This is a genomic window from Stenotrophomonas maltophilia group sp. RNC7, from assembly GCF_030910085.1.
In the GTDB taxonomy this organism is placed as follows: Bacteria; Pseudomonadota; Gammaproteobacteria; order Xanthomonadales; family Xanthomonadaceae; genus Stenotrophomonas; species Stenotrophomonas sepilia.
Genome location: NZ_JAVFVN010000947.1, coordinates 1 through 26,044 on the forward strand (window position 1 = coordinate 1; position 26,044 = coordinate 26,044).

Below are 26,044 nucleotides of genomic sequence, written 5' to 3' on the forward strand. Positions count from 1 at the left end.
GGGCACGCGGGCCATGCGTAATAAAGATAAATTTTGTTGACGGTGGTTGTGCGGGCCGCTGGCCGGCATCCATGGCACCCTCGGCACCGACGGGTTGCCGGCCAGCGGCCGGCACCACCAGGAGACATCGCATGCAAGGCCAACCCGAATACAGCGGCGGCTGCCAGTGCGGCGCGATCCGCTTCCACGTGCGTGGCGCGCTGACCGACAGCTCGATCTGCCACTGCCGCATGTGCCAGAAGGCCTTCGGCGCCTACTACGCGCCGCTGGTGTCGGTACGCGGTGTGCAGTTCAGCTGGACCCGCGGCCAGCCGCGCTATTTCCAGTCGTCCAACGTGGTGCGGCGTGGCTTCTGCGCCGACTGCGGCACGCCATTGACCTACGAAGCGCCCGATGGCGTGGCGGTGGCTGCCGGCGCGTTCGACGAACCCGAACGCCTGCCACCGACGATCCAGTACGGGGTCGAACGCAAGCTGCCCTTCGTCGACAGCCTGGCCAGACTGCCGGTACGGCGTACCGAGCAGGACATCGCGGCCCTGGACTTCCTGGCCACGATCGTGTCCCACCAGCACCCCGACCACGACACGCCGCACTGGCCACCGCGCAGCCGGTGAGGTTTGTGTAGAGCCGAGCCCATGCTCGGCTGCCTTGAAGCGCGGCCGCCGCCGATGCTCTACCATAGCCACCCCCTTTCCGGTCCCCGCCCGCATGAGCAAGAACAGCCAGTGGATCGTCGGCGTCAACGCCGTCGCCTCCTCCATCGAGAACGACGCCGAGAACGTCCGCGAAGTGCTGGTCGAGGCCGGAGCGAAGAACCCGCGCCTGACCGAGATCGAGGAAAACGCCCGCCGCAAGGGCATCGACGTGCGCAAGGTGAACAGCCAGGCGCTGGACGGTGTGGGCGGCTCGGTGCGCCACCAGGGCGTGGCCGCGCGCTATGCCGCCGCCCGCACCTACAGCGAGAACGAGCTGGAAGGCCTGGTCACTGCGGCCGAGGGCAAGGCGCTGCTGCTGGTGCTGGACGAGGTGCAGGACCCGCACAACCTGGGCGCCTGCCTGCGCTCGGCCGCTGCGGCCGGTGCGACTGCAGTGATCATCCCCAAGGACAAGTCGGCCACGGTCAACGCCACCGTGCGCAAGACCTCGGCCGGCGCCGCCGACCTCATCCCGGTGGTGGCGGTAACCAACCTGTCGCGCTGCCTGAAGGACCTGCAGAAGCAGGGCGTGTGGATTTATGGCTTGGCCGGCGAAGCCACCGCGTCGCTGTACCAGCTGGACCTGAAGGGCAACATCGCGCTGGTGCTGGGCGGCGAAGCCGACGGCCTGCGCCGCCTGACCCGCGAGAACTGCGATGGCCTGGTCAAGATCCCGATGCCGGGCGAGATCGAGAGCCTGAATGTCTCCGTCGCCGCCGGCGTCAGCCTGTTCGAGGCCGTGCGCCAGCGCGGTTGATCTGTAGAGCCGAGCCCACGCTCGGCTATCGCATACCCGATCAGGAAAGCAGCCGAGCATGGGCTCGGCTCTACAGAAGCCGCTACCCCGCGCTGCCACCCAGTGCCTTGAACAGGGTCACGTCGTTGTTCAGCTGGCCCTGGCGCACGCGCGCCAGCGACAGCTCGGCATCGCGCCGGGTCTGCTGCGCTTCCAGCCAGGTGCGCAGATCGGTAGCACCCACGCGATAACGCACTTCCTGCGCGCGCTCCACTTCCACCGCTTCCTCGTACGAAGCCTGCGAGGCAGCGACCTGGCGCGCCAGCTGCTCGCGCGCGGACAGGGCGTTGTCCACTTCCGAGAGCGCGGTGTACAGCGTCTTGCGGAAATTGGTCGCGGCGATCTGATAGCTGGTGCCGGCGATATCGGTATCCAGCTGCGCGCGCTGCAGGTTGAGGAATGGCAGCGAAAGGCCGGCACCCAGCGTGGCCACCGGATTGCGCAGTACATCGCCCAGCGAGGCCGAACTGGAACCGAGGCTGCCGGTCAGGCTCAGCGCCGGGTAGTACTGGGTGGCGGTGACCCTGATGGTCTTCAGGCTGTTGCGCAGGCGGAGTTCTGCCGCACGCAGGTCGGGGCGGCGGCCGAGCAGATCGGCCGGCAGCCCCTCGACAATGCGCGGGCTGCGTGCGCCCAGCAGGTCCTGCGGTTCGTCCTGTTGTGGCCAGGGCGTGCCGTCCAGCAGCACGGCCAGTGCGTTGCGCACCTCCACCCGCTGCTGTTCCAGCGCGCTCTGCGAGGCGCGCTGCGATTGCAGGTTCTGCAGCGCCTGGCGCACTTCCAGACGCGATACCGCACCGGCGTCGAAGCGGGCCTGCACCAGTTCGCGGGTGCGCTCCAGCCGCTCCAGGTTGGCCTGGCCGGTGGCGATCGACTGGTTCAGGTAGGCCAGGTTCCAGTACTGGGTGATGGTGTCGCTGATCACCAGCAGGGCGGTATTCTGCCGGTCTTCCTCGCTGGCTTCGGCTTCCCAGCGGGCGATGTCGCGCTGGGTGCGCAGGCGTCCCCACAGATCCACCTCCCAGCCCAGCGATACGCCGGTGGAGTAGCTGCGGCGCCATTCGTCGGCCTGGCCGGTGGCGCGGCTGGCATTGCCGCTGACGCCCGATGACGAAGGCTGCGGCCACAGCGCGTTGCTGGCCAGGCCGGCCTGCAGGCGCGAACGCTGCACGGCCAGGCCGGCGGCGGCCAGGTCGCTGTTGGCGGCCAGCGCCTGCGCCACCAGGCGGTCCAGGCGCTCGTCTCCGAAGCCGGTCCACCAGGTGTCCTGGCGGATGTCGTGGCCCGGTGTGTCCAGGCTGCTGCGCGGGTCGCCGGCCGGTGCGTTGAGGGTGGCATCGCCACGCCCATACTGGGCCGCCACGTCGGGATCGGCCACCGGATAGCGGCCGACAGAGGCGCAGCCAGACAGGGCGAGCAGAACGGCACCCGCCAGCAGCCGGCGCGAGGGGGCAGGGAAGGGCAGTCGGGTCATCATCTTCATTCGCGTGCCAGGGCCTCTACCGGGTCAAGCTGCGCGGCATTGCGCGCGGGCAGGAAGCCGAACGCCACGCCGATCAGGGTCGAGCAGGCGAAGGCGGCAACAATCGAGGCGGTGGAGAACAGCACCTGGAAGTCGCTGGCGAAGCGGCCGATCATCGAGCCCAGCAGCAGGGCCAGGCCGATGCCGAGCACGCCACCGAGCAGGCACACCAGCACCGCTTCGATCAGGAACTGCTGGCGGATATCACTTTGTCGTGCACCGACGGCCATGCGCACCCCGATCTCTCGGGTGCGCTCGGTCACCGACACCAGCATGATGTTCATCACGCCGATGCCGCCGACCAGCAGCGCGATGGCGGCGATGGCGCCGATCAGCAGGGTCATCGTGCGCGTGGTCTGCTCGATGGTGTCGCGGATCTCGGCGCTGTTGCTGAGGAAGAAATCCTCGGTGCCGTGGCGCATCGTCAGCAGGCGGGTGATCGCTTCCTGAGCGGCATCCATCGGTGTGTTGTCGTCCACGCGCACGGTGATGCTGGAGACATGGCTCTGGCCGAGCATGCGCGACATCACCGTGGTGTAGGGCACCCACACGCTGAGGCTGGTGCTGCCACCGAAGCCGAAACTCTGGCGCTTGGCCACGCCGACCACGCGTGCCGGCACGTTGCCGAGCAGGATCACCTGGCCGACCGGGTCGACATCGGGGAAGAACTGGGTCTGGGTGTTTTCGTCGATCACCGCCACCTGGCCCAGGCCCTTGACCGCATCGGCATCGAAGAAGCTGCCACCGAGCAGAGTCACGCCCTTGACCCGGAAGAACTGCTCGCCGACGCCGCTGACCTGCGCAGTGGAAGACTGGTTGCGGTAGCGCGCGGTGACCGAGGTCGACACGCTGGGGGTGGCGCTGTCCACGTAACTCTGCTTCGCCAGTGCGTCGGCATCGCTGGCCTTGAGCGTCTGCACCCGCGCCGAGCGCATGTCGCCGAAACCGCGGCCGGGGTAGACGTCGATGGTATTGGTGCCGAGCGCGCTGATGTTCTGCAGGATCTGCTGCTGCGAGCCGTTGCCCAGGGCCACCACCGAGACCACCGAGGCGATGCCGATGATGATGCCGAGCATGGTCAGGAAGGTGCGCAGGCGGTGGGCGTTCATCGCCAGCAGCGCCATGCGGAACGCTTCGGTAAAGCGGTCGCGGGCCGCCCGCCAGCTGTTGCCGTGGGCGACGCCGGTACTGGCTTCGCGCTGGGCGCGGTAACTCGGCGCATCCGGATTGGCGCGGTCGGCAATGACCTCGCCATCGCGGATCTCGATGATGCGCTGTGCGTGCTGGGCCACGCTCATGTCGTGGGTGACGATGATGATGGTGTGGCCTTCGGCATGCAGTTCGCCGAGGATCGCCATCACTTCCTCACCGGATTTCGTATCCAGCGCGCCTGTCGGTTCGTCGGCCAGGATCACCTCGCCGCCGTTCATCAGGGCGCGTGCGATCGACACGCGCTGCTGCTGGCCACCGGAGAGCTGGCCTGGCTTGTGATGCATGCGGTCGCCCAGCCCCAACCGCTGCAGCAGTTGCTCGGCACGCGCGTTGCGCACCGGGCCGGGACTGCCGGCGTAAACGGCCGGCACTTCCACATTGCCGCGCGCGTCGAGGTCGCCGAGCAGGTGGTAGCGCTGGAAGATGAAACCAAAATGCTCGCGGCGCAGTTCGGCCAGTTCGTCCGGCTCCATCTTTCCGGTTTCGCGGCCGGCCACCTGGTAGCTGCCGCGAGTGGGACGGTCAAGGCAGCCGAGGATGTTCATCAGCGTCGACTTGCCCGAGCCGGACTGGCCGACGATGGCGACCATCTCGCCGGCGTGGATGTCGAGGTTCACGTCGCGCAGTACGGCGATCACATCGTCGCCGGCCGGGAATTCACGTCGCAGGTCGCGCAGGCGCAGCAGCGGCGCCGTCGTGCTCATCGGCGCCCCATGCCCGGGCCGCCGACCCGCATCTGCATGCCGCCGCGGTTGCCGCCGCCGGCGCTGGCACCGGCCGCAGCGGCTTCGCCGACCACCACGCGCTCGCCTTCCTTCAAGCCGGACAGGATCTCGGCCGAGGCGCCGTTGTTGATGCCCACGGTGACCTTGCGCGGCTGCGGCTGGCCCTTGTCGTCCAGCACCCGCACCATCCGCTCATCGCCACGGCGCTTCGGTCCCAGTGCCACCGCCGGCACCATCAGCACGCCCTTGGCCTGCTTGAGCAGCACCGAGACCTGCGCGGTCATGTCGATGCGCAGCGTGCCGTCCGGGTTTTCCACATCAAACAGCGCGTTGTAGTAGACCGCACTGCTGGAACTGGAACTGGACGAACTGCTGGAGCTGGAGGAGCTTTCGTTGGCGATCGAGGCCGGCGCCGGATTGATCTGGCGCAGCGTGGCGTGATACTTGCGGTCCGGGTCGCCCAGGGTGGTGAAGTACACCGGCATGCCGGGCTTGATCTTGACCACGTCGGCCTCGGAGATCTCGGCATTGACGGTGACCACGTCCAGCCGCGCCAGCATGACGATGGTCGGTGCGGTCTGGTTGGCGTTCACGGTACGGCCTTCCTCGGCCACCACCGCGACCACGGTGCCGTCCATCGGCGCGGTGATGCGGGTGTAGGCCAGGTTGGCGCGGGCGGTGCCCAGCTCGGTTTCGCGGCCCTTGATCTGCGCCTCGTAGGACTGCAGCTGGGCGCGGGCAGTTTTCAGCTGTGCTTCGGCGGCATCGTATTCCTGGCGCGAGGTGGCCTCGGCGGCCAGCATCTGCTGCTGGCGCGCGAACTCCAGTTCGGCCTGGCGCAGGGTGGCTTGCTGCACTGCGCGCTGGGCGGTGACCTGGTCCAGCGAGGCCTGCGCGTTGAGCACCTGGTTCTGCTGGGTGGTGGCATCGATCTCGGCGATCAGGTCGCCTTCCTTCACGGTGTCGCCCAGCTGTACCTTCAGCGATTTGATCTGGCCCGAGGCCTGCGCGCCGACGCTGACCAGCTTGTAGGCGTCGATCACGCCAGTGGCATCCACCGTTTGTTCGATGTCACCGCGGCTGACCGGCGAGGTTGCCACCGCCGGGGCGGCGGGCTTGCGCAGCAGCCACCAGGCGGTCGCGGCGACGATCAGGGCGAGCAGGGCGATCAGCATCAGGCGACTCCGGCGGGTCGCTGGCAGCAGGCGGAACGTCACGTCGTGGCTTCACTCTCGAGGCCGCGAAGGCGGCGTTGGTGGGCATTGTGAAGACCGGGCGATGGACGGCTCAATCCTCAGGGTATGTCTGTATGTAACACTGTCGGTGAACAGGCGTAACCACAGGTATCCCGCCCGCGGGTGGATACACTGGTACGCATTGCCCCGGATGCGGTTCAGCTGCCGACACGGGATGATCGCGACATGGAGACTGAAAACCCGATGCATCGACTGCTGATCGTCGACGACGACAACGACATCCGCACGCTGCTGGCCGAGCAGCTCGGCCGCGCCGGCTACCAGGTGAGTACTGCGGCCGATGGCACCGCCATGCGCCAACTGCTGGACCGCGAGCACGTGGACCTGATCGTGCTGGACCTCAACCTGCCGCGCGAGGATGGTCTGACCCTGTGCCGTGACCTGCGTGCGCGTTCCAACACGCCGGTGATCATGCTGACCGCGCGCGCCGAGCCGATCGACCGCGTGCTGGGCCTGGAAATGGGCGCCGACGACTACCTGGCCAAGCCGTTCGAGCCGCGCGAACTGCTGGCGCGCATCCGCAACGTGCTGCGCCGGACCGAGGCGCTGCCGGCCAACCTGGAACCGCTGGCGGTACGCCGCGCGCGTTTCTCGCGCTGGGTATTCGACCTGGAGCATCGCCACCTGGTCGATCCGGATGGCCGCGTGGTGGTGCTGTCCGGCGCCGAGTTCCGCCTGCTGCGGGTGTTCATCGCCCACGCCAACAAGGTGCTGTCGCGCGAGCAGCTGGTCGCGCTCAGCAGTGGCCGCAACTACAAAGCTCAGGACCGCGCGATCGACCTGCAGGTCAGCCGCCTGCGCAACAAGCTGGGCGACGATGGTGGCCCGGATGGACTGATCAAGACCGTGCGCAACGAAGGCTACGTGCTGGCCTCGTCGGTCAACCTGGAATAAACCGCGATGAAGCGCCTGCGCCATTTCCTGTCCTCGATGGTCGGGCGGTTGTTCGTGATCCTGCTGCTGGGCATGGCGGTGGCTGCGATCGGCGCGACCATGCTGGCCACCTCCAAGCGCCAGCAGGAGTTCGAGCGGCAGAACCTGAACCGCATCGCCGACCGCCTGCAGGGCTACGTCAACCTGCTGGACGGCAATCCGGAGCTGCGCGAGCGCCTGCTGGCGATCGGCGGGCCGAGCGTGCGCGCGTTGCAGCCGGGCGCACGCCTGGGGCGTGCCGACACGGCGCTGATGGAAGTGCTGGAAGACCGCCCCGGGCCGGTGTCGCGCGCGCACGTGCACTTCGCTTCGTTCCGCTCCTGCATTCCCAAACTGCAGGAGCTGCTGCCGCCGCCGCCGCCGGGCCACCGGCGGCCGCCGCGCGAGCGCGACCCCGCGTTCATCCCGCCGAAATGCCGTGCAGTGGACGTGACCCTCAACGACGGCACGCTGCTGAAGCTGGCGCTGGACTCGCCGGCGGTGGCGCACAACGGCATCCTCGCCGTGGACCCATGGTTCCTGACCCCGCTGGTGCTGGCGATTGCCGTGCTGGCCTATATCGTCGCGCGCATGGCCAGCGCGCCGCTGCAGGAACTGGCCGCAGCCGCAGAAGACCTTGGCGATGACCTGCAGCGCGACCCGTTGCCACTGCGCGGGCCGCGCGAAGTGCAGCGTGCCGCCGAAGCCTTCAACGCCATGCAGCACCGCCTGCAGCGGCACCTGGCCGAACGCACGCAGATGCTGGCGGCGATCACCCACGACCTGCAGACGCCGCTGACGCGGCTGCGCCTGCGCCTGGAGAATGTCAGCGACGAGGCCCTGCGTGAGCGCCTGATCGGCGACCTGGCGGCGATGCAGGCGCTGGTGCGCGAGGGCCTGGAACTGGCGCGCAGCGCCGAGAGTGCCGAGCAGCGCGCCGCACTTGACCTGGATTCGCTGCTGGAGAGCATTGTCGAGGACGCCGCCGAAGGCGGCGGTGATGTGGTCTTCGAAGGGGGCAGTGGTTCGGTGCTGATGTTGCGTCCGTTGGCCATGCACCGGCTGTTCTCCAACCTGGTGGACAACGCGGTGATGTACGCGCAGCGGGCACGGGTGCGGGTTGAACGCAGCGGCGGTGCAATTACCGTGGTGGTGGCCGATGACGGCCCGGGCTTGGCCGAAGAGCAGCTGGAGGCGGTGTTCGATCCGTTCGTGCGGGTGGAGACCTCGCGTTCGCGCGAAACCGGCGGGGCCGGCCTGGGCCTGACCATCGCGCGCGCCCTGGCCGAGAAGGACGGCGCCCGGTTGTGGCTGCGCAACCGGGCCGAAGGTGGCCTGGAGGCGGTGGTGCAGTGGCCTGCCAGTGCCCAGGTGGTGGCACCCGGCCGCGCCGGCTGAGTCGGCGCGCTGCGAACGGTGACGCCGGGGCCGGGGTTTGGCCTATCATCTGCGCATCTCCCCAGTCTCCCCCCGATGAGCCAGCCCGTTCCTGCCGGCATGCCATTGCACGCTGCCCGGCTGTTCCCGCACGCTGCCGCGTCCTGCAGCCGCACCTGGCCGCCGCCGCTGCGGTGATGGGCGGGCAGGGGGACAAGAGGCGCTGGGTGGAGCGCCGCGCATCAGGATTCAGGCGGGCACTGCGGCAGGGCCTGTTGTGGCTGCTGCTGGCCCTTGCGCTGCCGTTGGCTGCGCAGGAAGACGCGCCCCCGCTGCGCGACTACGCCATCGATGTATGGACCTCGCGCAACGGCCTGCCGCACAACTCGCTGCGCGACATCGCGCAGACGCCGGAAGGCCATCTCTGGTTCGCCACCTGGGAAGGGCTGGTGCGCTACAACGGCCTGGATTTCACCGTGTTCGACCGCAGCACGCGCCCGGGCCTGCGCGACAACGGCATCGGCGCCCTGTTCGTCGACCGCCAGGGCGGACTGTGGATCAGTGATTCGCGCGGCAACGTCAGCCACCGTGGCAGTGATGGCCAATGGCGGGTATGGGAGCACCAGGCCGATACGCCGCAGGTGCTGATCCAGTCCATGCAGATGGACAGCCAGGGCCGGCTGTGGCTGCTGTACGAAGGCAAGGGAATCGGCTACCTGACGCCGGACAGCGGCATTGTCTACCAGGCGCCGGCGGCGGACCTGCCGATGGCGATGAGCTTCACCAGGCTGGTGGTCGATGCGCAGGACCGGGTCTGGGTCGGTACGCTGGACGGGCTGGTGCTGCGCGACAACGATGGCGTGCTCAAGCGCGCCCCCGCCGCATGGGGGCTGGGTGCCGGCAGTGGCCTGTCGTGGCCCTACCGTGCGCCGGATGGCGCGTTGTGGATTGTCGCCGGTGAGCGCCTGTACCGGGTGGAGGATGACCAGCTCGTGCTGGTGCACCGCCTGCCGGGCCAGCTGCACATGACCTCGATGCTGCAGGACCGGCACGGTGACCTGTGGCTGGGCACCGAGAACCAGGGCCTGCTGCGCATCTCCGCACATGGCCTGGAGCGACTGCCGGCCGGCCTGAACCTGCCGGGCGGACGCGTGGTCAGCCTGCGCGAGGATGCCGAAGGCAGCATCTGGGTGGGCGCCAACGGCGGGCTCTATCGCCTGCGCGAAACACTGTTCAGCAGCTACACCGAGCGCGATGGGCTCAGTGGCGACTACGTGCGCACGGTATTCGAGGATCGAGATCGCCAGCTGTGGGTCGGCAGCGCCAGTGGCTTGGACCTGCAGACGCCGGATGGCCGGTTCCGTGCCGTGCCGCTGCACAACCGCGGTGGCAAGGCACCGTCCGTCCTGAGCCTGGCGCAGGGGCCGGACGGTGACCTGTGGGCGGGCACCTTCGGCGACGGGGTCTACCGGCTCGGCCGCGACGGCCACCTGCGCCACAACTACGCGGCAGCCGACGGCATGCCGGGTGGCAACATCCGTGCGATCAGCGTTGATTCGCAGGGCGTGGTCTGGGCCGGCACGCAGAAGGGCGTGGTGCGCATCGACGGCGACCAAGTGCAGGTCTCGAACGTGCCGGGCATGCCCGGCGGCCTGATCACCGCGCTTGAGCATGACCATCAGGGCAACCTGTGGATCGGCACCATCGAAGGCATCCGCGTGCTGCGCGGCGACCACGTGCAGTCGATCGACCTGGCGCCGCTGGGCGGTGGCCGCAGCGTGTTCGGCTTCCACCAGCTGGGCGACGCGATGTGGATCAGCAGTGATCGCGGGCTGTATCGCTGGCGCAACGGCAGGCTGGCGCGGGTGGGGCTCGAGCAGGGCATGCCGGTGGATGCGGTGTTCCAGCTGGTGCCGGATCGCCTTGGCAATGTGTGGATCAGCAGCAATCGCGGCGTGCTGCGCACCGATATGGCCACCCTCAACGCCGTGGCCGATGGCCGCACGCCGCGGGTGGGGGTGGAGCGTTACAACGAGATCGACGGCATGGCCAATGCACAGGCCAACGGCAGCTCCAGCCCATCGGCGATCCTGCGCCAGGACGGCACGTTCTGGGTGGTCACCGCAGGCGGCCTGAGCACGGTCGACCCGCAGCGCCTGCAGCGTTTCCGCGAGCGGCCATCGCCGCCGGCCGCGATCGAGAGCGTGCAGGTGGATGGCGCGCCGGTGCATTGGGAAGGGCCGGATCGCAACCATATTCCAGGGGGGCGCCGGTTGGCGGTGAGTTATGTCGGCCTGAGCTACCTGATGTCCGACCGGATCCGCTACCGCACGCGGCTGGACGGGCTGGATGCCGGCTGGGTCGAGCGCGGCCCGCAGCGCAGCGTTGAGTTCGTCGGCCTGCCGCCGGGCGACTACACCCTGCATGTGGCGGCCGCCCATCCCGGCGGCAGCTGGGGCCAGCAGGAGGCGGTGTGGAGCTTCACCGTGGAGCCGTTCTGGTGGCAGCGCCGCAGCGTGCAGGTGCTGGCGGGGATGCTGCTGCTGGCTGGACTGGTGGCGCTGTACCGGCTGCTGCTGCAGCAGCTGAAGGCCAGCAACCTGCGCCTGGCACGGCGGGTGGACGAAGCGACCTTCGATCTGCAGGCCAAGACGGTGCACCTGCAGGCGCTGAACCAGGAAAAGACCGAACTGGCCGAGCGCCTGGCGCGCCAGGCCGAAGCCTTCGAGCGGCAGGCCCGCGAGGATGCACTGACCGGCCTGGCCAATCGCCGCGCCTTCGACGAAACGCTGGCGCGTGACTTCGCCCGGTCACAGCGCAGTGGTCATCCGCTGTGCCTGGTGGTGCTCGACATCGATCACTTCAAGGAGGTCAACGACCGCCACAGCCACAGCATCGGCGATGCCGTGCTGGTGCAGGTGGCGTCATTGATCGCAGCGGCCTGCCGCGACTCCGACCTGCCGGCGCGCACCGGCGGCGAAGAGTTCGCGCTGCTGCTCAACGACACCCGCCTGGAGGAAGCCGCACAGCTGTGCGCGCGCCTGCGCGGCCTGTTCCATGATCATCCCGATTGGGGCGGCGTGGCGGGCCTGCGTGTCACCTTCAGCGCGGGCCTGGTAGAGCTGGATGCCGACGACCGCACCCCGGCGCTGCTGTACCAGCGCGCCGACCGCGCGCTGTACCGCGCCAAGAGCGACGGCCGCGATCGCACGAGCATCGGTTGATCGCATCCACGCATGACGTGGATCTACTGGAGTGCCGCACCAACCGGCGGTGCCGACCAATGGTCGGCACCCACCAAAGGAGTACCCACCACAGAGGTCGTCGGCAGCCCCGACGAGCGCAGCGATCCGCTGTTGCTCCTGCTTTTCTGATCTTTCCGGGGCACCCAGCAACGTGTCCGGCCCAACTGATGATTCGCTTCACGCCACGAGGGGCTCCGCCGTTGGCCGCTTCAGCGCGGCCAGGCGTTGGCGATGGTGCAGAACAGCCGCGCGGTCTGCTCGGTGTCATACACCGCGCTGTGTGCCTCGTTGGCATCCCAACCCAGCCCGGCGGCGGTGGCCGCACGCGCCAGCACGGTCTGGCCGTAGGCGATACCGGCCAGGGTGACCGTGTCGAACACGCTGAACGGATGGAACGGGTTGCGCTTGTGGCCGGTGCGGGCCACGGCCGCGTTGACGAAGCCGAGGTCGAAATGCGCGTTGTGGCCCACCAGGATCGCGCGCTGGCAGCCGTACTTCTTCATCGCCGCACGCACCGGAGTGAAGATGTGGTCCAACGCCGCTTTTTCTTCCTTGGCCAGCCGGAACGGGTGGTCGAGGATGATGCCGGTCACTTCCAGCGACTTCGGATCGATTTCCAGGCCCTCGGCTGGGACCACGTGGGCACTGGCGGTCTGGCCGGGGTAGAGCAGGCCGTTCTCGTCCATCTCGATCGGCACCGCGGCGATCTCCAGCAGCGCATTGCGCTGGCTGTCGAAGCCACCGGTTTCCACATCCACCACCACCGGCAGGAAGCCGCGGAAGCGTTGTGACATCGCGCGCTGCGCCTGGGGTACTGCGGAATCGGGAGCGGCGGCAGGTGCGGAGGGGGAGTCAGTCATGCGTGAATTCTAGCAGAGCGACCCTGAGCGCCCGGCCAGCCTTCTGCGCATGGGTTCCCTGCGTGGGCGTGTGTCGACCAAGGTCGACACCAACCGGGCACCCCACGCTCAGGATTCCGGTGCCCACCTTGGTTGGCACACGGCGCACCGACCATGGCCGGCATCTAGCGCACCGCAGGCCGTGCCGTCGTGACCGATGGCTGCCACCGGGCCAACCAGGCGTCCACGCTCAGCTTGCCGGCGCCAGTGAAGATCAGCGGCAGCAGCATGGCCATGAACAGCACCGGCAGCTTGAAGTTGCCGTAGCCCTGGTCGCTGATGGCATACCCCATCGCGAGGTCACCCAGCGAATTCCATTGCATCGGCCAATGCACCGCATAGGTCGCCACCACGGTCAGCACCAGCAGGCTGGCGGCGGCGAAGCGGGTACCGAAACCAAACAGCAGGCAGGCCGCGCCAACCAGTTCGAACCAGGTGGCCAGCTGCCAGTTCAGGGCAGCTGGCAGTTGGTTGAACGGGAACGGGAAGGCGTCCTGCAGGTCGGCGAACCAGTTCTGGCCGTGCAGCTTCTCACGGCCGGATTCGAAGTATTCCCAGGCGAGCAGCAGGCGCAGGCCCAGCGGCGCCAACCAGGGGGCGAGACGGTCCAGCCGGCCGCGCGCGGCGGCCAGGAGCGGCAGGTTCATCGTTGGATCTCCAGTGGAAGAGGCGTCAGGGCGGGGGTGCGAGCGGGCCGATCACGCCGGCCTGCAGGAACTGCAGCAGCAGTGCAGCACCGGGCTCGGCCAGTGCGTCTTCGGCCAGGCCGTGCGAGGTGGCCAGCTGCTGCAGGTACGTCTGTCCTTCCAGGCCGGGCCGTTCGCCGATGCTGGCCAGCAGGTGTACCGCCAGCGGGCTGAGCGCGGCGAATCGCACTTCACCGTCGGCTTCGCGGCGGACCAGCAGGCCGGTGGGTTCTGGAAGGGGCTGGGTCGGCGCATCCTCTGCACCGAGACGGTGCACCGGCCATTGGTACAGCAGCGGCCACGCCAGCGGCGAACGCCGCAGCGGCACCCGAAGTGGATCAGTATCGCCAGGCGCAGGAAGCGGTTCGGCCTGCAGCTGGTACAGCGCGGTTTCCACCCACTCGTAGTGCGCCAGTTCGGCCAATGCCGGGTGGGGCAGCTGTGGCTGCGCCTGCAGCCACTGCACAAATTCAGCGGCCAATTCGGTGAACAGCGGTGTCTGGCAGCGATGCGTGGCGAAGTAGTGGTGCACCAGGGCGCTCCAGGCCGGTTCGCCAAGCAGGCGCACGCAGACCGGGAAACCGTTGCTCAACAGGCCGAGCAGGTTGTTGAACAGCAGGTGCCGGTATACCGCGACCCGGCGTGGATCCAGGCCGGCCGGCGCAGGTACCGCCTGCGGGTCGCGCAGGTGTGCGGTGAACGCGTGCTGCTGCGCGCGCAGGGTGTTGGCGGAATCAATCATGTGCCATCCCGGCGTGCGTGGCCTGCAGGCGGCGGATGGTCTGCAGTTCGCCCTGCAGTTCCGCATACGGCGGGAAATTGAAATCGCGTTCGAGCAGGGTGGGGCGCGGGCCGATCCGTGCATAGGTACGCGCCAGCAGCGCCCAGACCGGATCGATCACCGCGCTGCCGTGGGTATCGATTTTCAGGTCCGGGGCTTCATCCAGATGACCGGCCACATGCAGGCAGACGATGCGCCGTGCAGGCAGGCCGGCGATGAAGGCATCGGCATCGTAGCCGTGGTTGCAGGCGTTGACGTAGACGTTGTTGACGTCCAGCAGCAGGTCGCAGTCGGCTTCGGCAAGCACCGCATTGGTGAACGCCAGCTCGTCCATCGCCGGTTCCGGTGCCAGGTAGTAGGACACGTTCTCCACCGCGATACGGCGGCCCAGCAGGTCCTGCACGCGGCTGATGCGCTGCGCGGTATGGCGCACGGCTTCGTCGGTGAAGGGAATCGGCAGCAGGTCGTACAGGTGGCCGTCGTCGCTGCAGTAGCTCAGGTGCTCGCTGTACAGCGGCACGCGGTGCTTCTCCAGGAACCGGCCGACCTGTTCCAGCAGCTGGGTATCCAGCGGTGCACTGCCGCCCAGCGACAGCGACAGGCCGTGGCAGCTCAGCGGATGGCGCTGCGCCAGTTCGGCCAGGGCATCACCGGCCGGGCCGCCGACATGGATCCAGTTCTCCGGTGCGCATTCGAGGAAGTCGAAGTCGCCTTCCGGGGCGTCACGCAGGTCCTGCAGCAGCGCCCGGCGCAGGCCCAACCCGGCGGCCGCCGCACGAAGCGGCGACCGCGGGTGGACGAGGCTGGCGCGGGCGTCAGTGCTTGCCACCGCACTTGCCTTCGCCGCACTTGCCTTCAGCCGACTTCTTGTCGCCGGTCTTGGCAGCCGCTGCACCAGCGGCCTTGCCCTTGTCGGCGCCACACTTGCCTTCGCCGCACTTGCCTTCGGCAGCCTTGCCCTTGTCACCGCCGCACTTGCCTTCAGCGGTCTTGCCGTCGGCGCCGCACTTGCCTTCGGCGTGCTTGGCATCGGCAGCCTTTGCCGCCTGGCCCGCCACCAGGTAACCCTGGGCGAGGTCGCTCATGCTCAGGGCCGAGGCGCTGGCGGTCATGCCCAGGCCGGCGGCCAGGGCGGTAGCGGTCAGCAGGGACAGGGTCTTGTTGGAACTGCTCATCGGTCTTACTCCTGGGTGGTGGGCAGGTGCCCGGGGTGAAACGATGGTGCAGCGATCCTACTCAACGAATCCTCGCCAAGAACTCAAATTTTCGTGAGATTTGTTACAGAGGCATCCGGAAGGTCTGCGCCGGGCAAGCACGGCGCCCACAACGCGGGCGGAACACCGCAAAAAAGGAAGGCCGCTGTCACAGGACAGCGGCCACCTTGGAGTCGACTCCGGTGTTGCAGTGCAGCGTCAGGGCTGGCCGGTGCTGGAGGTCTCGTCACGCTTCTCACGCGGTGGCAGCGGCTGCTCGCCGTGCACCAGGAACCACACGTTCTCGGCGATGTTGGTGGCGTGGTCGCCCACGCGCTCCAGGTTCTTGGCCATGAACAGCAGGTGGGTGCACGGGGTGATGTTGCGCGGGTCTTCCATCATGTAGGTGAGCAGCTCGCGGAACAGCGCCGTGTACTGGGCGTCCAGGCGGGCGTCGTCCTCGCGCAATGCCAGTGCGGCCTCGGCATCGTTGTCGCGGTAGGCGGCGATGGCACGGCGCACCTGCTGCGCGGCCAGGCGGCCCAGCGCGCGCAGGCCCTGGATCTGCGGCAGCGGCGGCACCTTGCCCAGCGCGATCGAGCGCTTGGCCACGTTCGCTGCATAGTCGCCGATGCGCTCGATGTCGGCCGGGATGCGCAGGCCTGCGAGGATCTCGCGCAGGTCGCGCGCCATCGGCCCACGCAGCGCCAGGCGCATCACGTCGTGGCTGATCTGCTGCTCCAGCGCATCGATCGCTTCGTCGTTGGCGATGATGCGATGGGCGGCGTTCTCGTCGCGCTTCTCGATCACGTCCATCGCCGCTTCGAGCTGGGCGACGGCCATCTCGCCCATGCGCACGATTTCGGCCACCAGGCGCTGCTGCTCTTCGTCGTAGCTCTTGACGATGTGGTCGTTGGGAAGATTCATGTTCATTCCACTCTGTAGAGTCGAGCCATGCTCGACTGACGTTAGATGTAACTCGACTGAGGTTTCAGCCGAAGCGACCGGTGATGTAGTCCTCGGTCTGCCGCTGCGACGGCTGCGAGAAGATCACTTCGGTGCGGTCGTGCTCGATCAGGTCGCCCAGGTACATGAAGGCGGTGTAGTCGGACACGCGCGCAGCCTGCTGCATGTTGTGGGTGACGATCACGATCGTGTACTCGTGCTTGAGTTCTTCCACCAGCTGCTCGATGCGGCTGGTCGAGATCGGGTCCAGCGCCGAGGTCGGCTCGTCCAGCAGCAGCACCGACGGGCGCAGGGCCACGGCACGGGCGATGCACAGGCGCTGCTGCTGGCCACCGGACAGGCCCAGTGCGCTCTGCCCCAGCTTGTCCTTCACTTCGTCCCACAGCGCGCCCTGGCGCAGCGCCTGCTCGACGCGGTCGGCCATGTCGGCCTTGCTCAGCTTCTCGTGGTGGCGGATGCCGTAGGCCACGTTCTCGAAGATGGTCATCGGGAACGGCACCGGCTTCTGGAACACCATGCCGACCTTGCTGCGCAGGCGGTTCATCGGGTACTTCGGCGACAGGATGTTCTCGCCGTCCAGCAGCACCTCACCGCGCGCTTCCAGCTTCGGGTACAGCGCGTAGATGCGGTTGAAGATGCGCAGCAGGGTCGATTTGCCGCAACCGGAAGGACCGATCAGCGCGGTCACGCGCTTCTCCGGGATTTCCAGGTTGATGCCCTTCAGGGCGTGGAACTTGTCGTAGTAGAAGTCCAGTCCGCGCGCGGCAAGCTTGACCGGAGCCGGGGTGTGCAGGCTCTCGTGCGAGGACGGCACGGCGATGCGCTGCATCGGCACGGCGTTGGAAAGGTCGTTCATGGCGTTATCCACGGAAAGGTCAGTCATGGGAGATACGGTTGCGCAGCAGGATGCCGCGGGCGGCGAGGCTGACCAGCAGCACGAAGACAGTCAGCACCAGGGCACCGGCCCAGGCCAGTACCTGCCAGGATTCATACGGGCTGCCGGCGAACTGGTTCATCACCACCGGCACCGAAGCCATCGGCTGGAAAATGTTGTTGTTCCAGTACTGGTTGCCGAAGGCGGTGAACAGCAGCGGAGCGGTCTCGCCGGAGATGCGGGCCAGCGCCAGCAGGATGCCGGTGATGATGCCGGCCGAGGCACTGCGGTACAGCACCTGCACGATCACCTTCCACTGCGGGATGCCCAGCGACAGGGCCGCTTCGCGCATCTGCGAGGGCACCAGGCGCAGCATCTCGTCGGTGGTGCGTACCACCACCGGCAGCACGATGAAGGCCAGCGACAGGGCGCCGGCGAATGCCGAGAAGTTGCCCCCGGTCTGCATCACGTACAGCGTGTAGACGAACAGGCCCAGCACGATGGACGGGGCCGACAGCAGGATGTCGTTGACGAAGCGGACCACGGTGCCGGCCTTGCGGGCGTTGCCATACTCGGCCAGCCAGGTACCGGCCAGCACGCCCAGCGGGGTGCCGATGCCGATGGCCAGTGCACACATCACGGCACTGCCGAAGAAGGCGTTGGCGAGGCCGCCGTCCTGCATCGGCGGCGGGGTCATCTTGGTGAACAGATCCCAGTTGATGCCGGCCAGGCCCTTGGCCGCCAGGGTGAACAGGATCCAGCCCAGGAAGAACAGGCCGAACAGGGCGGTGGCGCAGGACGCAGTGATCGCAACGACGTTGCCGATGCGGCGGCGCAGGTACAGCGAATCAGCGGTGGTGGACATCAGTTGCCCTCCTTGCGGGACAGGCGCATCAGCATCAGGCGGGCGATGGCCAGCACCACGAAGGTGACGATGAAGAGGACGAAGCCGAGCAGCAGCAGGGCCGAACGGTAGGTTTCAGTGGCTTCGCCGAAATCATTGGCGATCAGCGCGGCGATGGTGGTGCCCGGTTCCAGCAGCGACGGCGACAGGCGCACGCTGTTGCCGATCACGAAGGCCACCGCCATCGTTTCGCCCAGCGCGCGGCCCAGGCCGAGGAAGATGCCGCCGATGACCGCCGAGCGGGTGTAGGGCAGGACGATGTCCCAGCTCACTTCCCACTTGGTGGAGCCCAACGCATAGGCCGATTCCTTCAGGCGGGTGGGCACGGTCAGGAACACCTCGCGCATCACCGAGGAAATGAACGGAATGACCATGATGGCCAGCACGAAACCGGCGGTGAGCATGCCGATGCCCAGCGGCGGGCCCTGGAACATCGGGCCGATGACCGGCCATTCGCCCAGGGTCTCGTTGAGGAACGGGGTGACGTACTCGGTCATCACCGGCACCAGCACGAACAGGCCCCACATGCCGTAGATGATCGAGGGGATGCCGGCCAGCAGTTCGATGGCGGTACCGACCGGGCCACGCAGCCAGCGCGGCGCGACTTCGGTGAGGAAGAAGGCGATGCCGAAGCTGACCGGCACGGCGATGACCATCGCGATGACGGCGGTGACCAGGGTGCCGTAGATCGGGGCGAGGGCGCCGAACTTGTTTTCGACCGGATTCCAGTCGGCGGAGAAGAAGAAGCTCAGCCCCTGCATCTGCAGGGCATGGCGACCGCCCCACAGCATCGACAGCGCGGCGCAGGCCAGGGCGATCAGTACGAAGATGACGGTGCCGACCAGCACCCATCGGAACAGTGTGTCGTTGCGGGCATCACGCGTATCACGCGTGGACGGGGCGGCTACAGGCTGGGCGATGGCATTCATGGGGACGGCTGGGCCAGGAAGGGGCGGGGCGGCACGGCGTGGAACAAGCGGTGCCCGCGCGGGGCGGGCACCGTCGAGTCCATCACTTCAGGTCGGTCGCCCAGTAGGCCTCGATCTGCTTGACCAGTTCGGCCGGCAGCGGCACGTAGTGAAGCTCGTTGGCCTGGGCCTGGCCGTTCTCGAAGGCCCACTTGAAGAAGGCCAGGGTGTCCTGGTTGCGCTTGGCGTCCTTCGGCTGCTTCTGCATCAGCATGAAGTTGGTGGCGGTGATCGGCCACGCCTGCTCGCCCGGGGCGTTGGTGATGACCAGGTTGAAGTCCTTGGCGCTGGCCCAGTCGGCGCTGGCGGCCGCAGCGGCGAAGGTTTCCGCGCTCGGCTCGACCCAGTTGCCGGCGGCGTTCTGCATGGCGGTGTACGGCATGCCGTTCTGCAGGGCATAGGCCAGTTCGACGTAGCCGATCGAGCCCTTGATCTGCTTCACGTAGGAGGCAACGCCTTCATTGCCCTTGCCACCGACGCCGTCCGGCCACTGCACCGAGGTGCCTTCGCCGACCTTGCTCTTCCACTCCGGGCTGACCTTGGACAGGTAGTTGGAGAAGTTGAAGGTGGTGCCCGAACCGTCCGAACGGTGGACCAGGGTGATCTTGCCGTCCGGCAGCTTCACGCCCGGGTTGGCGGCGACGATCGCCGGGTCGTTCCAGGTCTTGACCTTGCCCAGGAAGATGTCGGCCAGCAGGGCGCCGCTCAGGCGCAGCTTGCCGGCTTCCAGGCCTTCGATGTTGACCACCGGCACCACGCCGCCGATGGCCGACGGGAACTGCGCCAGGCCGGCCTGGGCCAGCTCTTCGCTGCTCAGCGGCTTGTCGGACGAACCGAAGTCGACGGTCCCGGCCTTGATCTGGGCGATGCCGCCGCCGGAGCCGATCGACTGGTAGTTGATCTTGGCGCCGGTGCTGGCGTTGTAGTCAGCCGACCACTTGGAGACCAGCGGGAAGATGAAGGACGCGCCCGCGCCGGACACTTCGGCGGTCACCTTGGCACCGGCGGCGGCCGGAGCGGCGGTACCGTCGGTAGCCGGCTGCTGCGCGGCCTGCTTGTCGCCACCGCAGGCCGACAGGCCCAGGGCGATGGCCAGGGAAAGGGCGGCAAGGCCGGCCGAGTGCAGTTTCATGGTCACTCCATAGCGGGGAAGAGCCGACGCGGTCGGCGGATGCGGCTATGAAATGATGTTTTTGTTACAGCCGTATTACGACCATGACAGAGGTGTACTGGATCACGTTCTGACAAGGGTTTCACAGGGCTGGCGCCGATCCGGCCGGGGCCCGGAAACCCCGGATCTGCGCACCGATATGACGGCGGGTTGGTCCTTGCAGTGTCAATGCGCGACAGCTCCCTGCCCACGGTAGGTGCGGACCGTTGGTCCGCACGCTCCAGAGCGCAGCCGAGCGTCGGCTCGGCTCTACAGAGGCAGGTGCATCCCCGAAAACAAGAAGAGCGCGAGATCTCGAGGATCTCGCGCCCGGGTGGGAGCGGCGGGGGAGAGAGGACCCGCCGCCCCCGTTCCTGCGGGGGAACGCGCTTACTTCAGGTTCTGCGACCAGTAGGTCTCGATCTGGCGCACCAGGCTGTCCGGCAGCGGCACGTAGTCCAGCTGGCGGGCCTGGGCGTCGCCGTTCTTGTAGACCCAGCGGAAGAACTCCTGGGTCGCCTTGCCATTGGCAGCATTCTTCGGCGTCTTCTGCACCAGGATGAAGTTGGTGGCGGTGATCGGCCAGGACTCGGCGCCCGGCGCATTGGTCATCACCAGGTAGAAGTCGCGGGCGTTGGCCCAGTCGGCGCTGGCAGCGGCGGCAGCGAACGAGGTGTCGCTCGGCTGCACGAACTTGCCGGCGGCATTCTTCATCGCCGTGTAGGAGAGCTTGTTCTGCAGCGCGTAGGACAGTTCGACATAGCCGATGCCGCCCTTGATCTGCTTCACGTAGGCGGCAACACCTTCGTTGCCCTTGCCGCCGATGCCGGCCGGCCACTGCACCGAGGTGCCTTCACCGACCGAGCTCTTCCACTCCGGGCTGACCTTGGACAGGTAGTTGACGAAGTTGAAGGTGGTGCCCGAGCCGTCCGAACGATGCACGACGGTGACCTTGGCGTTGGGCAGGGTCACGCCCGGGTTCAGTGCGGCGATGGCCGGGTCGTTCCAGGTCTTGATCTTGCCCAGGAAGATGTTGGCCAGCACGGCGCCGTCCAGCTTCAGGGCGCCCGGAGCGATGCCGGCCACGTTGACTACCGGCACCACGCCACCGATCACCGACGGGAACTGCGCCAGGCCTGCAGCAGCCAGGTCTTCCGGCTTCAGCGGCGCGTCGGAAGAGCCGAAATCAACGGTCTTGGCCTTGATCTGGGCAATACCGCCGCCGGAACCGATGGACTGGTAGTTGACCTTGTTGCCGGTTGCGGCGCTGTAGTCGGCCGACCACTTGGACATGACCGGGTAGATGAACGATGCACCCGCGCCGGTGATGTCGGCGGCGTTGGCGGCGAACACGGACGATGCAGCCAGGATGGCGACAGCGGCGCGCGATTTGAAGGCGTGGATCACGGGGAGACTCCTGGGGTGGTGGTCGAAGGGCGGTTGCCCGACGTTTCGGTGCACATTCCATAACGGTTGCGTGACACGTCCGCGTCTGTCATATGACGCGGGCGTGACACGCGTCATGAGGGATGTCACGTCCGCTGTGCCGGCAGGGCGGCACGCGTACCGCTGCAACGACGAAGGCACGGCCGGGGCCGTGCCTTCGCGGTTCAATGCAGGTGGCTGGACTTACCAGAAGAACTGCGCGCGGGCTTCCAGGATGTTGGGATCGTCGTTGACGAAACCGCGCGCCGTGGAGCTGTACTTCTTGCTGTCAACCATCACGTAGTTGAGCATCAGCTTGAAGTTGGAACGCAGGTACCAGTTGGCGCCCACGGTCCAGATGTCCATCTTGCCACCCAGCACGCCATCGACGATCGGCGGGCGACCGGCGACCGGATTGGCGGCGAGGTTGCCGTCATTGAGGTCCATGTGGTCGTAGCGCACGCCCAGCTGCCACTGGCCGCCGGCCGGGTTGTTCGGCAGGCCGGTGCCCGGAGTGCCGCCCTTGTAGCTCCAGGTCTCGCCGGTGACGTTCCACACGCCGCTGATGTAGTAGCCGTCGCTGGTGTAGTTGTCGTGGTCGTAGCGCTTGGCCTTGCTGGTGTAGTACTCGGCCTGGGCCTTGAACGGGCCCTGGAAGTACATCGCTTCGGCACCGATGGTGCTGACGCGGTCGGTGTCGGTCAGGTTGCCGCTGTCGACCAGGCGGGCAGTGGCGAGGTCGGCATTCGGACGCGCGCGCACGCGCAGGGTGTCGGCGTCGGCGTCGTAGTTGACGTAGCTCAGACCGAAGTGCAGGACCTGGCCCTTTTCATTGATCGGGGCCCAGGTGCCACGCGCGCCGTAGCCGCTGCCGTGGGCCAGGTTGCGGGTCAGCTCGCGACCGAAGGCGCTGGCGGTCACCGACCAGTTGTCCTGGCCGTAGCTGTACGCGCCGCCCAGGCGGCGGGCGATGGCATAGGTATTGGTGACCGCTGCCTTGGAAATGAAATCGTTGTTCTTGGTGCTGGACAGTTCTTCCAGGCTGTTGGGCTGCTTGAACTGGCCCAGCTGCAGGAAGTGGTTGGCGTTGCCCAGCAGCTTGTACTTCACGTTGGTGTCGAGGAACTTGTCGGCCTTGGCGTCATAGCCGACCACCCACTCCACGTTGCCCGGGCCCTTGCCCTTCAGCACCAGCTCGGCGCGACGCAGTTCGAATTCGCTGTTCTTGCCGTTGCCGGCGTCGCCACCGTTGAGGTCGACCACATCGTTGTGGAACCAGTTGCCGTCGGCCTGGACCAGGCCTTCGAAGGTGATTTCCGAACCGCCGATCACGTCGATGGCGACTTCGGCGTGTGCAGCCGGCACATAGAGCGCAGCAGCCACGGCCACCGTCAGGAGTTGGTGATGCAGTTTCATGGAGAGGAGCCTTGCAGGCAGGTGGGAAGATGCGCGCAGGCTAGAAGGTAAAGATTGCGTAAATGTGACAGTTCACGCGCGGCAGACATCCGCCGCAGGCCCCGTCACGGCAGGGCCTGCCATTGAAACCGCTTGCGTATGACGCCCGGATTGCGACCCGGTTGCAGTAGATCCACGCCCTGCGTGGATGCTGGCGTCACTCGGCCGTGGTCTTTTCCTTGAACCGGCACAGGTCGGCGATCACGCAGCCCGGGCAATCCGGCTTGCGCGCCTTGCACACATAACGTCCGTGCAGGATCAGCCAGTGATGCGCGTCGAGCAGGAACTCGGCCGGAATCACCTTCACCAGCTTGTCTTCCACTTCGCGCACGTTCCGGCCCGGCGCCAGTCCTGTGCGGTTGGCGACGCGGAAGATATGCGTGTCCACCGCCATCACCGGCTCGCCGAACGCGGTGTTGAGCACCACGTTGGCGGTCTTGCGCCCGACACCCGGCAGTGCTTCCAGCGCGTCGCGATCGCGCGGCACTTCACCGCCATGCTTCTCCAGCAGGATCGCGCAGGTAGCGATCACGTTCTTTGCCTTGGCGTTGAACAGCCCGATGGTGGCGATGTACTGCTTCAGGCCATCCTCGCCGAGCGCAAGGATCTTCGCCGGCGTGTTGGCGACCGGGAACAGGCGGCGCGTGGCCTTGTTGACGCCGACGTCGGTGGCCTGCGCCGACAAGGCCACCGCTACCAGCAGCTCAAACGGCGAGCTGTACTCCAGTTCGGTCTTCGGGTGCGGGTTGAGTTCGCGCAGGCGGGTGAACATCTCCACCACGTCGGCGCGTGGCATCGTGCCGCCACGCCGCGCCGGGGCGCGTGCGGTCTTCTTCGTGGTGGCCATTACTGTTCCTTGCCGCGGGCGCGGGCGCGGGCCTTGGCCCGGGCCAGAATCGCGGCTGCCGCAGCGGGCAGGGCGGGCTTCACGTCCGGGGCGGGTGCCGGGGTGCGGCGTGCATCGCGCTCGGCCTCGCGGCGGGCCAGGCGCACCGCACGGGCGCGGTGGCGTTCGCGTGCAGCCCAGGCCGCGCGCAGTTGCTGCTGGGCCTGGCACAGGCGTTGCGGAAGGTCGGGGTGGTCGGGCAGCAACCGGTCGTCGCCGGCACGGACGACGTAGTCCATCAGCCCGGCCTGCAGGGCGCCATCGAGATCGTCTGCCTGGACCCGGGCGAACAACTGCGCGGGGTTGGGTCGGGATGCCATGGCGTCAGCGGTTCTGGAAGGCCGGCGCGCGGCGTTGCAGGAAGGCGCTGGTGCCTTCGCGCATGTCCTCGGTGGCGAACAGCAGGCCGAACTGCGCACTTTCGTATTCCAGCCCGGCCTCCAGGCTGCATTCGCCGCCCACGTGCACCGCGTCGAGCAGGCCACGCAGGGCCAGCGGCGCCGAGCGCGCCAGCTGGCGGGCGACGTCCTGCACGCGGTCGTCCAGCGCGTCGGCCGGCACGACCTCGTTGACGATGCCCAGTTCCAGCGCTCGCGCGGCGTTGATCGGCGCTCCCAGCAGGCACAGCTCCAGGGTAGCGGCGCGGCCGCACAGGCGCAGCAGGCGCTGGCTGCCGCCGAAGCCGGGGATCAGGCCGAGGTTGATTTCCGGTTGGCCGACCTTGGCGGTATCTGCGGCGATGCGCAGGTGGCAGGCCATCGCCAGTTCCAGGCCACCGCCCAGTGCGAAACCATTCACGCGTGCGATGACCGGCTTGGGCATGCGCTCGATCTGGCGCATCAGGGCCTGGCCCAGCAGCGAGAAATCACGTCCCTGAACGGCGCTGAGAGTGTTCATTTCCGCGATGTCGGCACCGGCCACGAACGCCTTGGGGCCCGCCCCGGTCAATACCACGACGCGCACCTCCGGATCGGCGGCGGCGTCGCTGAAAGCGCCGGCCAGGGCCTGCAGGGTCGCGGCGTTGAGGGCATTGAGCTTGTCCGGGCGCTGGACGGTCACGGTGCGGATGGCGCCGTCGTCAGCGACAGCGATCAGGGCATCGGCCACGGGGAAACTCCTGGAACGTTAAAAAAAAGTGATATTGAACTCTGCAAACGCAGACGGGTCATAGCCTGCATCGTGAGTAGCGGTTACACGTTGCGCCCGTTATCCTAACCCGTCGCCTCAGGGCGGCGCAGAACGTCCCTGAGTTACCACCCCTGGAGAACTGTTTGATGAAGTTGCGTTCTATCGCGGTCGCCGTCGCGGCCCTGGCCCTGACGGGCAATGCCTTCGCCCAGGACGTCTCGTCCGAAAAGGGCAAGCTGAGCTACTACTTCGGTTACGACTACGGCAACAACCTGGCGGAGCTGACCGGTCGTGGTGAGCAGCTGGACATCAACTCGGTGGTGAAGGGCCTGCAGGATGCCTACGCCAAGAAGCAGCCGGCGATCACCGCCGAGCAGCTGAAGCCGGCCGTTGAAGCGTTCCAGAAGCGCGAGCAGGGCCGTGCCCAGGCCGCCAAGGCCGAGTACGAAAAGGCGGCTGCCGAAAACAAGACCAAGAGCGACCAGTTCATCGCGGCGAACAAGGCCAAGGCCGGCGTGCAGTCCCTGCCGAGCGGCGTCCAGTACCGCGTGATCGAGGCCGGCAAGGGCGCCAAGCCGACCCAGGCCAGCACCGTGCAGCTGGAAGTGGCCGGTCCGTTCCCGTACGGCCAGCGCCCGACCGAAGCGCGCCCGGCCCAGCAGATCCCGTCGATCAAGGTCAGCGAAGTCGAAATGAAGGCCATGCGCGAGACCCTGCTGCAGATGCCGGCAGGCTCGAAGTGGGAAGTCACCCTGCCGCCGGACCAGGCCTACGGTGCCGATCCGCGCACCCCGTTCCCGCCGAACGTGGCTGTGCAGTTCGAGATCAAGCTGGTCAGCGTCAAGTAAATCGAAGCAGCAAACCAAACGCGCCGGTGACCCCACCGGCGCGTTTTTGTTTGCGCAGTGCGCGACCTGTAGCGCTGCGCCATGGGCGTCGTATCGTCCCGCGCAAATTCAGCCCGATCGCGCTACTGTTGGCGGGTGCAA

The 26,044-nt window shown here is 67.4% G+C and carries 25 protein-coding genes; 7 read left to right on the plus strand and 18 right to left on the minus strand.

The features are described from left to right. Positions 1 to 131 precede the first annotated feature (131 nt). On the plus strand, positions 132 to 614 hold the full coding sequence (locus RCF13_RS23835) for a GFA family protein (RefSeq protein WP_061480658.1): 483 nt from the start codon (positions 132 to 134) through the stop codon (positions 612 to 614). A gap of 94 nt (positions 615 to 708) precedes the next feature. Then, positions 709 to 1,452 (plus strand): 23S rRNA (guanosine(2251)-2'-O)-methyltransferase RlmB, encoded by a 744-nt coding sequence (gene rlmB / locus RCF13_RS23840; protein WP_005408775.1) that lies wholly within the window; start codon positions 709 to 711, stop codon positions 1,450 to 1,452. An 82-nt stretch (positions 1,453 to 1,534) separates the two neighbouring features. Here rlmB and RCF13_RS23845 read toward each other — a convergent pair whose 3' ends face one another. From RCF13_RS23845 to RCF13_RS23855, 3 genes are read right to left on the minus strand one after another with little or no spacing between them, the layout of a single operon-like run. Then, on the minus strand, positions 1,535 to 2,974 hold the full coding sequence (locus RCF13_RS23845; RefSeq protein ID WP_231352635.1) for a TolC family protein: 1,440 nt from the start codon (positions 2,972 to 2,974) through the stop codon (positions 1,535 to 1,537). Continuing rightward, on the minus strand, positions 2,971 to 4,929 hold the full coding sequence (locus RCF13_RS23850; RefSeq protein ID WP_154350475.1) for a MacB family efflux pump subunit: 1,959 nt from the start codon (positions 4,927 to 4,929) through the stop codon (positions 2,971 to 2,973). Before RCF13_RS23850 ends, RCF13_RS23845 begins: the two co-directional genes overlap by 4 nt. Further along, the gene (locus tag RCF13_RS23855) at positions 4,926 to 6,167 is read right to left on the minus strand and encodes an efflux RND transporter periplasmic adaptor subunit (protein ID WP_134969396.1); all 1,242 of its coding nucleotides are present in this window, start codon (positions 6,165 to 6,167) and stop codon (positions 4,926 to 4,928) included. The genes RCF13_RS23850 and RCF13_RS23855 overlap by 4 nt, the downstream gene beginning before the upstream one ends. A gap of 204 nt (positions 6,168 to 6,371) precedes the next feature. Here RCF13_RS23855 and RCF13_RS23860 point away from each other — a divergent pair, with 204 nt between their 5' ends. From RCF13_RS23860 to RCF13_RS23875, 4 genes are all read left to right on the plus strand, one after another. Next, positions 6,372 to 7,100, plus strand: a complete 729-nt coding sequence (locus tag RCF13_RS23860) for a response regulator (protein WP_308141616.1) — start codon at positions 6,372 to 6,374, stop codon at positions 7,098 to 7,100. A 6-nt stretch (positions 7,101 to 7,106) separates the two neighbouring features. Continuing rightward, positions 7,107 to 8,516 (plus strand): ATP-binding protein, encoded by a 1,410-nt coding sequence (locus RCF13_RS23865; RefSeq protein WP_308141617.1) that lies wholly within the window; start codon positions 7,107 to 7,109, stop codon positions 8,514 to 8,516. A gap of 176 nt (positions 8,517 to 8,692) precedes the next feature. Then, the gene (locus RCF13_RS23870) at positions 8,693 to 11,719 is read left to right on the plus strand and encodes a ligand-binding sensor domain-containing diguanylate cyclase (protein ID WP_134969212.1); all 3,027 of its coding nucleotides are present in this window, start codon (positions 8,693 to 8,695) and stop codon (positions 11,717 to 11,719) included. Positions 11,720 to 11,731: 12 nt separating this feature from the next. After that, positions 11,732 to 11,869, plus strand: a complete 138-nt coding sequence (locus RCF13_RS23875) for a hypothetical protein (protein ID WP_181357917.1) — start codon at positions 11,732 to 11,734, stop codon at positions 11,867 to 11,869. An 80-nt stretch (positions 11,870 to 11,949) separates the two neighbouring features. Here the strand turns inward: RCF13_RS23875 and rnt are convergent, their stop codons facing one another. The 15 genes from rnt to RCF13_RS23950 form a co-directional block, all read right to left on the minus strand. Beyond that, the gene (rnt, locus tag RCF13_RS23880) at positions 11,950 to 12,534 is read right to left on the minus strand and encodes a ribonuclease T (protein ID WP_005408782.1); all 585 of its coding nucleotides are present in this window, start codon (positions 12,532 to 12,534) and stop codon (positions 11,950 to 11,952) included. 230 nt (positions 12,535 to 12,764) lie between these two features. Continuing rightward, a complete protein-coding gene (locus RCF13_RS23885; protein WP_134969211.1) occupies positions 12,765 to 13,286 on the minus strand; it encodes a DoxX family protein in 522 nt (173 codons plus the stop codon). Positions 13,287 to 13,311: 25 nt separating this feature from the next. Continuing rightward, on the minus strand, positions 13,312 to 14,067 hold the full coding sequence (locus RCF13_RS23890) for a putative DNA-binding domain-containing protein (RefSeq protein ID WP_061478540.1): 756 nt from the start codon (positions 14,065 to 14,067) through the stop codon (positions 13,312 to 13,314). Then, positions 14,060 to 14,935: a DUF692 domain-containing protein gene (locus tag RCF13_RS23895; RefSeq protein ID WP_061478539.1), complete on the minus strand. Its 876-nt coding sequence runs from the start codon at positions 14,933 to 14,935 to the stop codon at positions 14,060 to 14,062. Before RCF13_RS23895 ends, RCF13_RS23890 begins: the two co-directional genes overlap by 8 nt. Then, entirely contained in the window at positions 14,922 to 15,281 is a 360-nt protein-coding gene (locus RCF13_RS23900) for a hypothetical protein (protein ID WP_057498351.1), read from the minus strand. Before RCF13_RS23900 ends, RCF13_RS23895 begins: the two co-directional genes overlap by 14 nt. A gap of 237 nt (positions 15,282 to 15,518) precedes the next feature. Then, positions 15,519 to 16,232, minus strand: coding sequence for a phosphate signaling complex protein PhoU (phoU, locus tag RCF13_RS23905; RefSeq protein WP_231352637.1), 714 nt, complete (start codon positions 16,230 to 16,232; stop codon positions 15,519 to 15,521). 58 nt (positions 16,233 to 16,290) lie between these two features. Beyond that, the gene (pstB, locus tag RCF13_RS23910) at positions 16,291 to 17,121 is read right to left on the minus strand and encodes a phosphate ABC transporter ATP-binding protein PstB (RefSeq protein ID WP_049411272.1); all 831 of its coding nucleotides are present in this window, start codon (positions 17,119 to 17,121) and stop codon (positions 16,291 to 16,293) included. A gap of 19 nt (positions 17,122 to 17,140) precedes the next feature. Then, entirely contained in the window at positions 17,141 to 18,004 is an 864-nt protein-coding gene (pstA, locus tag RCF13_RS23915) for a phosphate ABC transporter permease PstA (protein WP_005415894.1), read from the minus strand. Further along, complete coding sequence (pstC, locus tag RCF13_RS23920) at positions 18,004 to 18,972, minus strand: phosphate ABC transporter permease subunit PstC (protein ID WP_134969225.1); 969 nt, start codon at positions 18,970 to 18,972, stop codon at positions 18,004 to 18,006. Before pstC ends, pstA begins: the two co-directional genes overlap by 1 nt. Positions 18,973 to 19,054: 82 nt before the next feature. Then, complete coding sequence (gene pstS / locus RCF13_RS23925) at positions 19,055 to 20,143, minus strand: phosphate ABC transporter substrate-binding protein PstS (protein WP_061478537.1); 1,089 nt, start codon at positions 20,141 to 20,143, stop codon at positions 19,055 to 19,057. Between the two features lie 408 nt (positions 20,144 to 20,551). Then, a complete protein-coding gene (gene pstS, locus RCF13_RS23930) occupies positions 20,552 to 21,568 on the minus strand; it encodes a phosphate ABC transporter substrate-binding protein PstS (RefSeq protein WP_005415897.1) in 1,017 nt (338 codons plus the stop codon). Between the two features lie 222 nt (positions 21,569 to 21,790). Beyond that, on the minus strand, positions 21,791 to 23,002 hold the full coding sequence (locus RCF13_RS23935; protein ID WP_049411264.1) for an OprO/OprP family phosphate-selective porin: 1,212 nt from the start codon (positions 23,000 to 23,002) through the stop codon (positions 21,791 to 21,793). A gap of 196 nt (positions 23,003 to 23,198) precedes the next feature. Next, positions 23,199 to 23,888, minus strand: coding sequence for an endonuclease III (nth, locus tag RCF13_RS23940; RefSeq protein ID WP_134969226.1), 690 nt, complete (start codon positions 23,886 to 23,888; stop codon positions 23,199 to 23,201). Continuing rightward, complete coding sequence (locus RCF13_RS23945; protein ID WP_231352638.1) at positions 23,888 to 24,247, minus strand: hypothetical protein; 360 nt, start codon at positions 24,245 to 24,247, stop codon at positions 23,888 to 23,890. The genes nth and RCF13_RS23945 overlap by 1 nt, the downstream gene beginning before the upstream one ends. 4 nt (positions 24,248 to 24,251) lie before the next feature. Further along, positions 24,252 to 25,034: an enoyl-CoA hydratase-related protein gene (locus RCF13_RS23950; protein WP_231352639.1), complete on the minus strand. Its 783-nt coding sequence runs from the start codon at positions 25,032 to 25,034 to the stop codon at positions 24,252 to 24,254. 167 nt (positions 25,035 to 25,201) lie between these two features. Here RCF13_RS23950 and RCF13_RS23955 point away from each other — a divergent pair, with 167 nt between their 5' ends. Beyond that, positions 25,202 to 25,903, plus strand: coding sequence for an FKBP-type peptidyl-prolyl cis-trans isomerase N-terminal domain-containing protein (locus RCF13_RS23955; RefSeq protein WP_005408797.1), 702 nt, complete (start codon positions 25,202 to 25,204; stop codon positions 25,901 to 25,903). Positions 25,904 to 26,044: the final 141 nt, after the last annotated feature.

Excerpts from the sequence above, each read along its gene's own strand:
- RCF13_RS23835 (WP_061480658.1), top strand. The coding sequence starts at position 132 with ATGCAAGGCCAACCCGAATACAGCGGCGGCTGCCAGTGCGGCGCGATC.
- rlmB (WP_005408775.1), top strand. The coding sequence starts at position 709 with ATGAGCAAGAACAGCCAGTGGATCGTCGGCGTCAACGCCGTCGCCTCC.
- RCF13_RS23845 (WP_231352635.1), bottom strand. The coding sequence starts at position 2,974 with ATGAAGATGATGACCCGACTGCCCTTCCCTGCCCCCTCGCGCCGGCTG.
- RCF13_RS23850 (WP_154350475.1), bottom strand. The coding sequence starts at position 4,929 with ATGAGCACGACGGCGCCGCTGCTGCGCCTGCGCGACCTGCGACGTGAA.
- RCF13_RS23860 (WP_308141616.1), top strand. The coding sequence starts at position 6,372 with ATGGAGACTGAAAACCCGATGCATCGACTGCTGATCGTCGACGACGAC.
- RCF13_RS23865 (WP_308141617.1), top strand. The coding sequence starts at position 7,107 with ATGAAGCGCCTGCGCCATTTCCTGTCCTCGATGGTCGGGCGGTTGTTC.
- RCF13_RS23870 (WP_134969212.1), top strand. The coding sequence starts at position 8,693 with ATGGGCGGGCAGGGGGACAAGAGGCGCTGGGTGGAGCGCCGCGCATCA.
- RCF13_RS23875 (WP_181357917.1), top strand. The coding sequence starts at position 11,732 with ATGACGTGGATCTACTGGAGTGCCGCACCAACCGGCGGTGCCGACCAA.
- rnt (WP_005408782.1), bottom strand. The coding sequence starts at position 12,534 with ATGTCACAACGCTTCCGCGGCTTCCTGCCGGTGGTGGTGGATGTGGAA.
- RCF13_RS23885 (WP_134969211.1), bottom strand. The coding sequence starts at position 13,286 with ATGAACCTGCCGCTCCTGGCCGCCGCGCGCGGCCGGCTGGACCGTCTC.
- RCF13_RS23890 (WP_061478540.1), bottom strand. The coding sequence starts at position 14,067 with ATGATTGATTCCGCCAACACCCTGCGCGCGCAGCAGCACGCGTTCACC.
- RCF13_RS23900 (WP_057498351.1), bottom strand. The coding sequence starts at position 15,281 with ATGAGCAGTTCCAACAAGACCCTGTCCCTGCTGACCGCTACCGCCCTG.
- phoU (WP_231352637.1), bottom strand. The coding sequence starts at position 16,232 with ATGAACATGAATCTTCCCAACGACCACATCGTCAAGAGCTACGACGAA.
- pstB (WP_049411272.1), bottom strand. The coding sequence starts at position 17,121 with ATGAACGACCTTTCCAACGCCGTGCCGATGCAGCGCATCGCCGTGCCG.
- pstA (WP_005415894.1), bottom strand. The coding sequence starts at position 18,004 with ATGTCCACCACCGCTGATTCGCTGTACCTGCGCCGCCGCATCGGCAAC.
- pstC (WP_134969225.1), bottom strand. The coding sequence starts at position 18,972 with ATGAATGCCATCGCCCAGCCTGTAGCCGCCCCGTCCACGCGTGATACG.
- pstS (WP_061478537.1), bottom strand. The coding sequence starts at position 20,143 with ATGAAACTGCACTCGGCCGGCCTTGCCGCCCTTTCCCTGGCCATCGCC.
- RCF13_RS23935 (WP_049411264.1), bottom strand. The coding sequence starts at position 23,002 with ATGAAACTGCATCACCAACTCCTGACGGTGGCCGTGGCTGCTGCGCTC.
- nth (WP_134969226.1), bottom strand. The coding sequence starts at position 23,888 with ATGGCCACCACGAAGAAGACCGCACGCGCCCCGGCGCGGCGTGGCGGC.
- RCF13_RS23945 (WP_231352638.1), bottom strand. The coding sequence starts at position 24,247 with ATGGCATCCCGACCCAACCCCGCGCAGTTGTTCGCCCGGGTCCAGGCA.
- RCF13_RS23955 (WP_005408797.1), top strand. The coding sequence starts at position 25,202 with ATGAAGTTGCGTTCTATCGCGGTCGCCGTCGCGGCCCTGGCCCTGACG.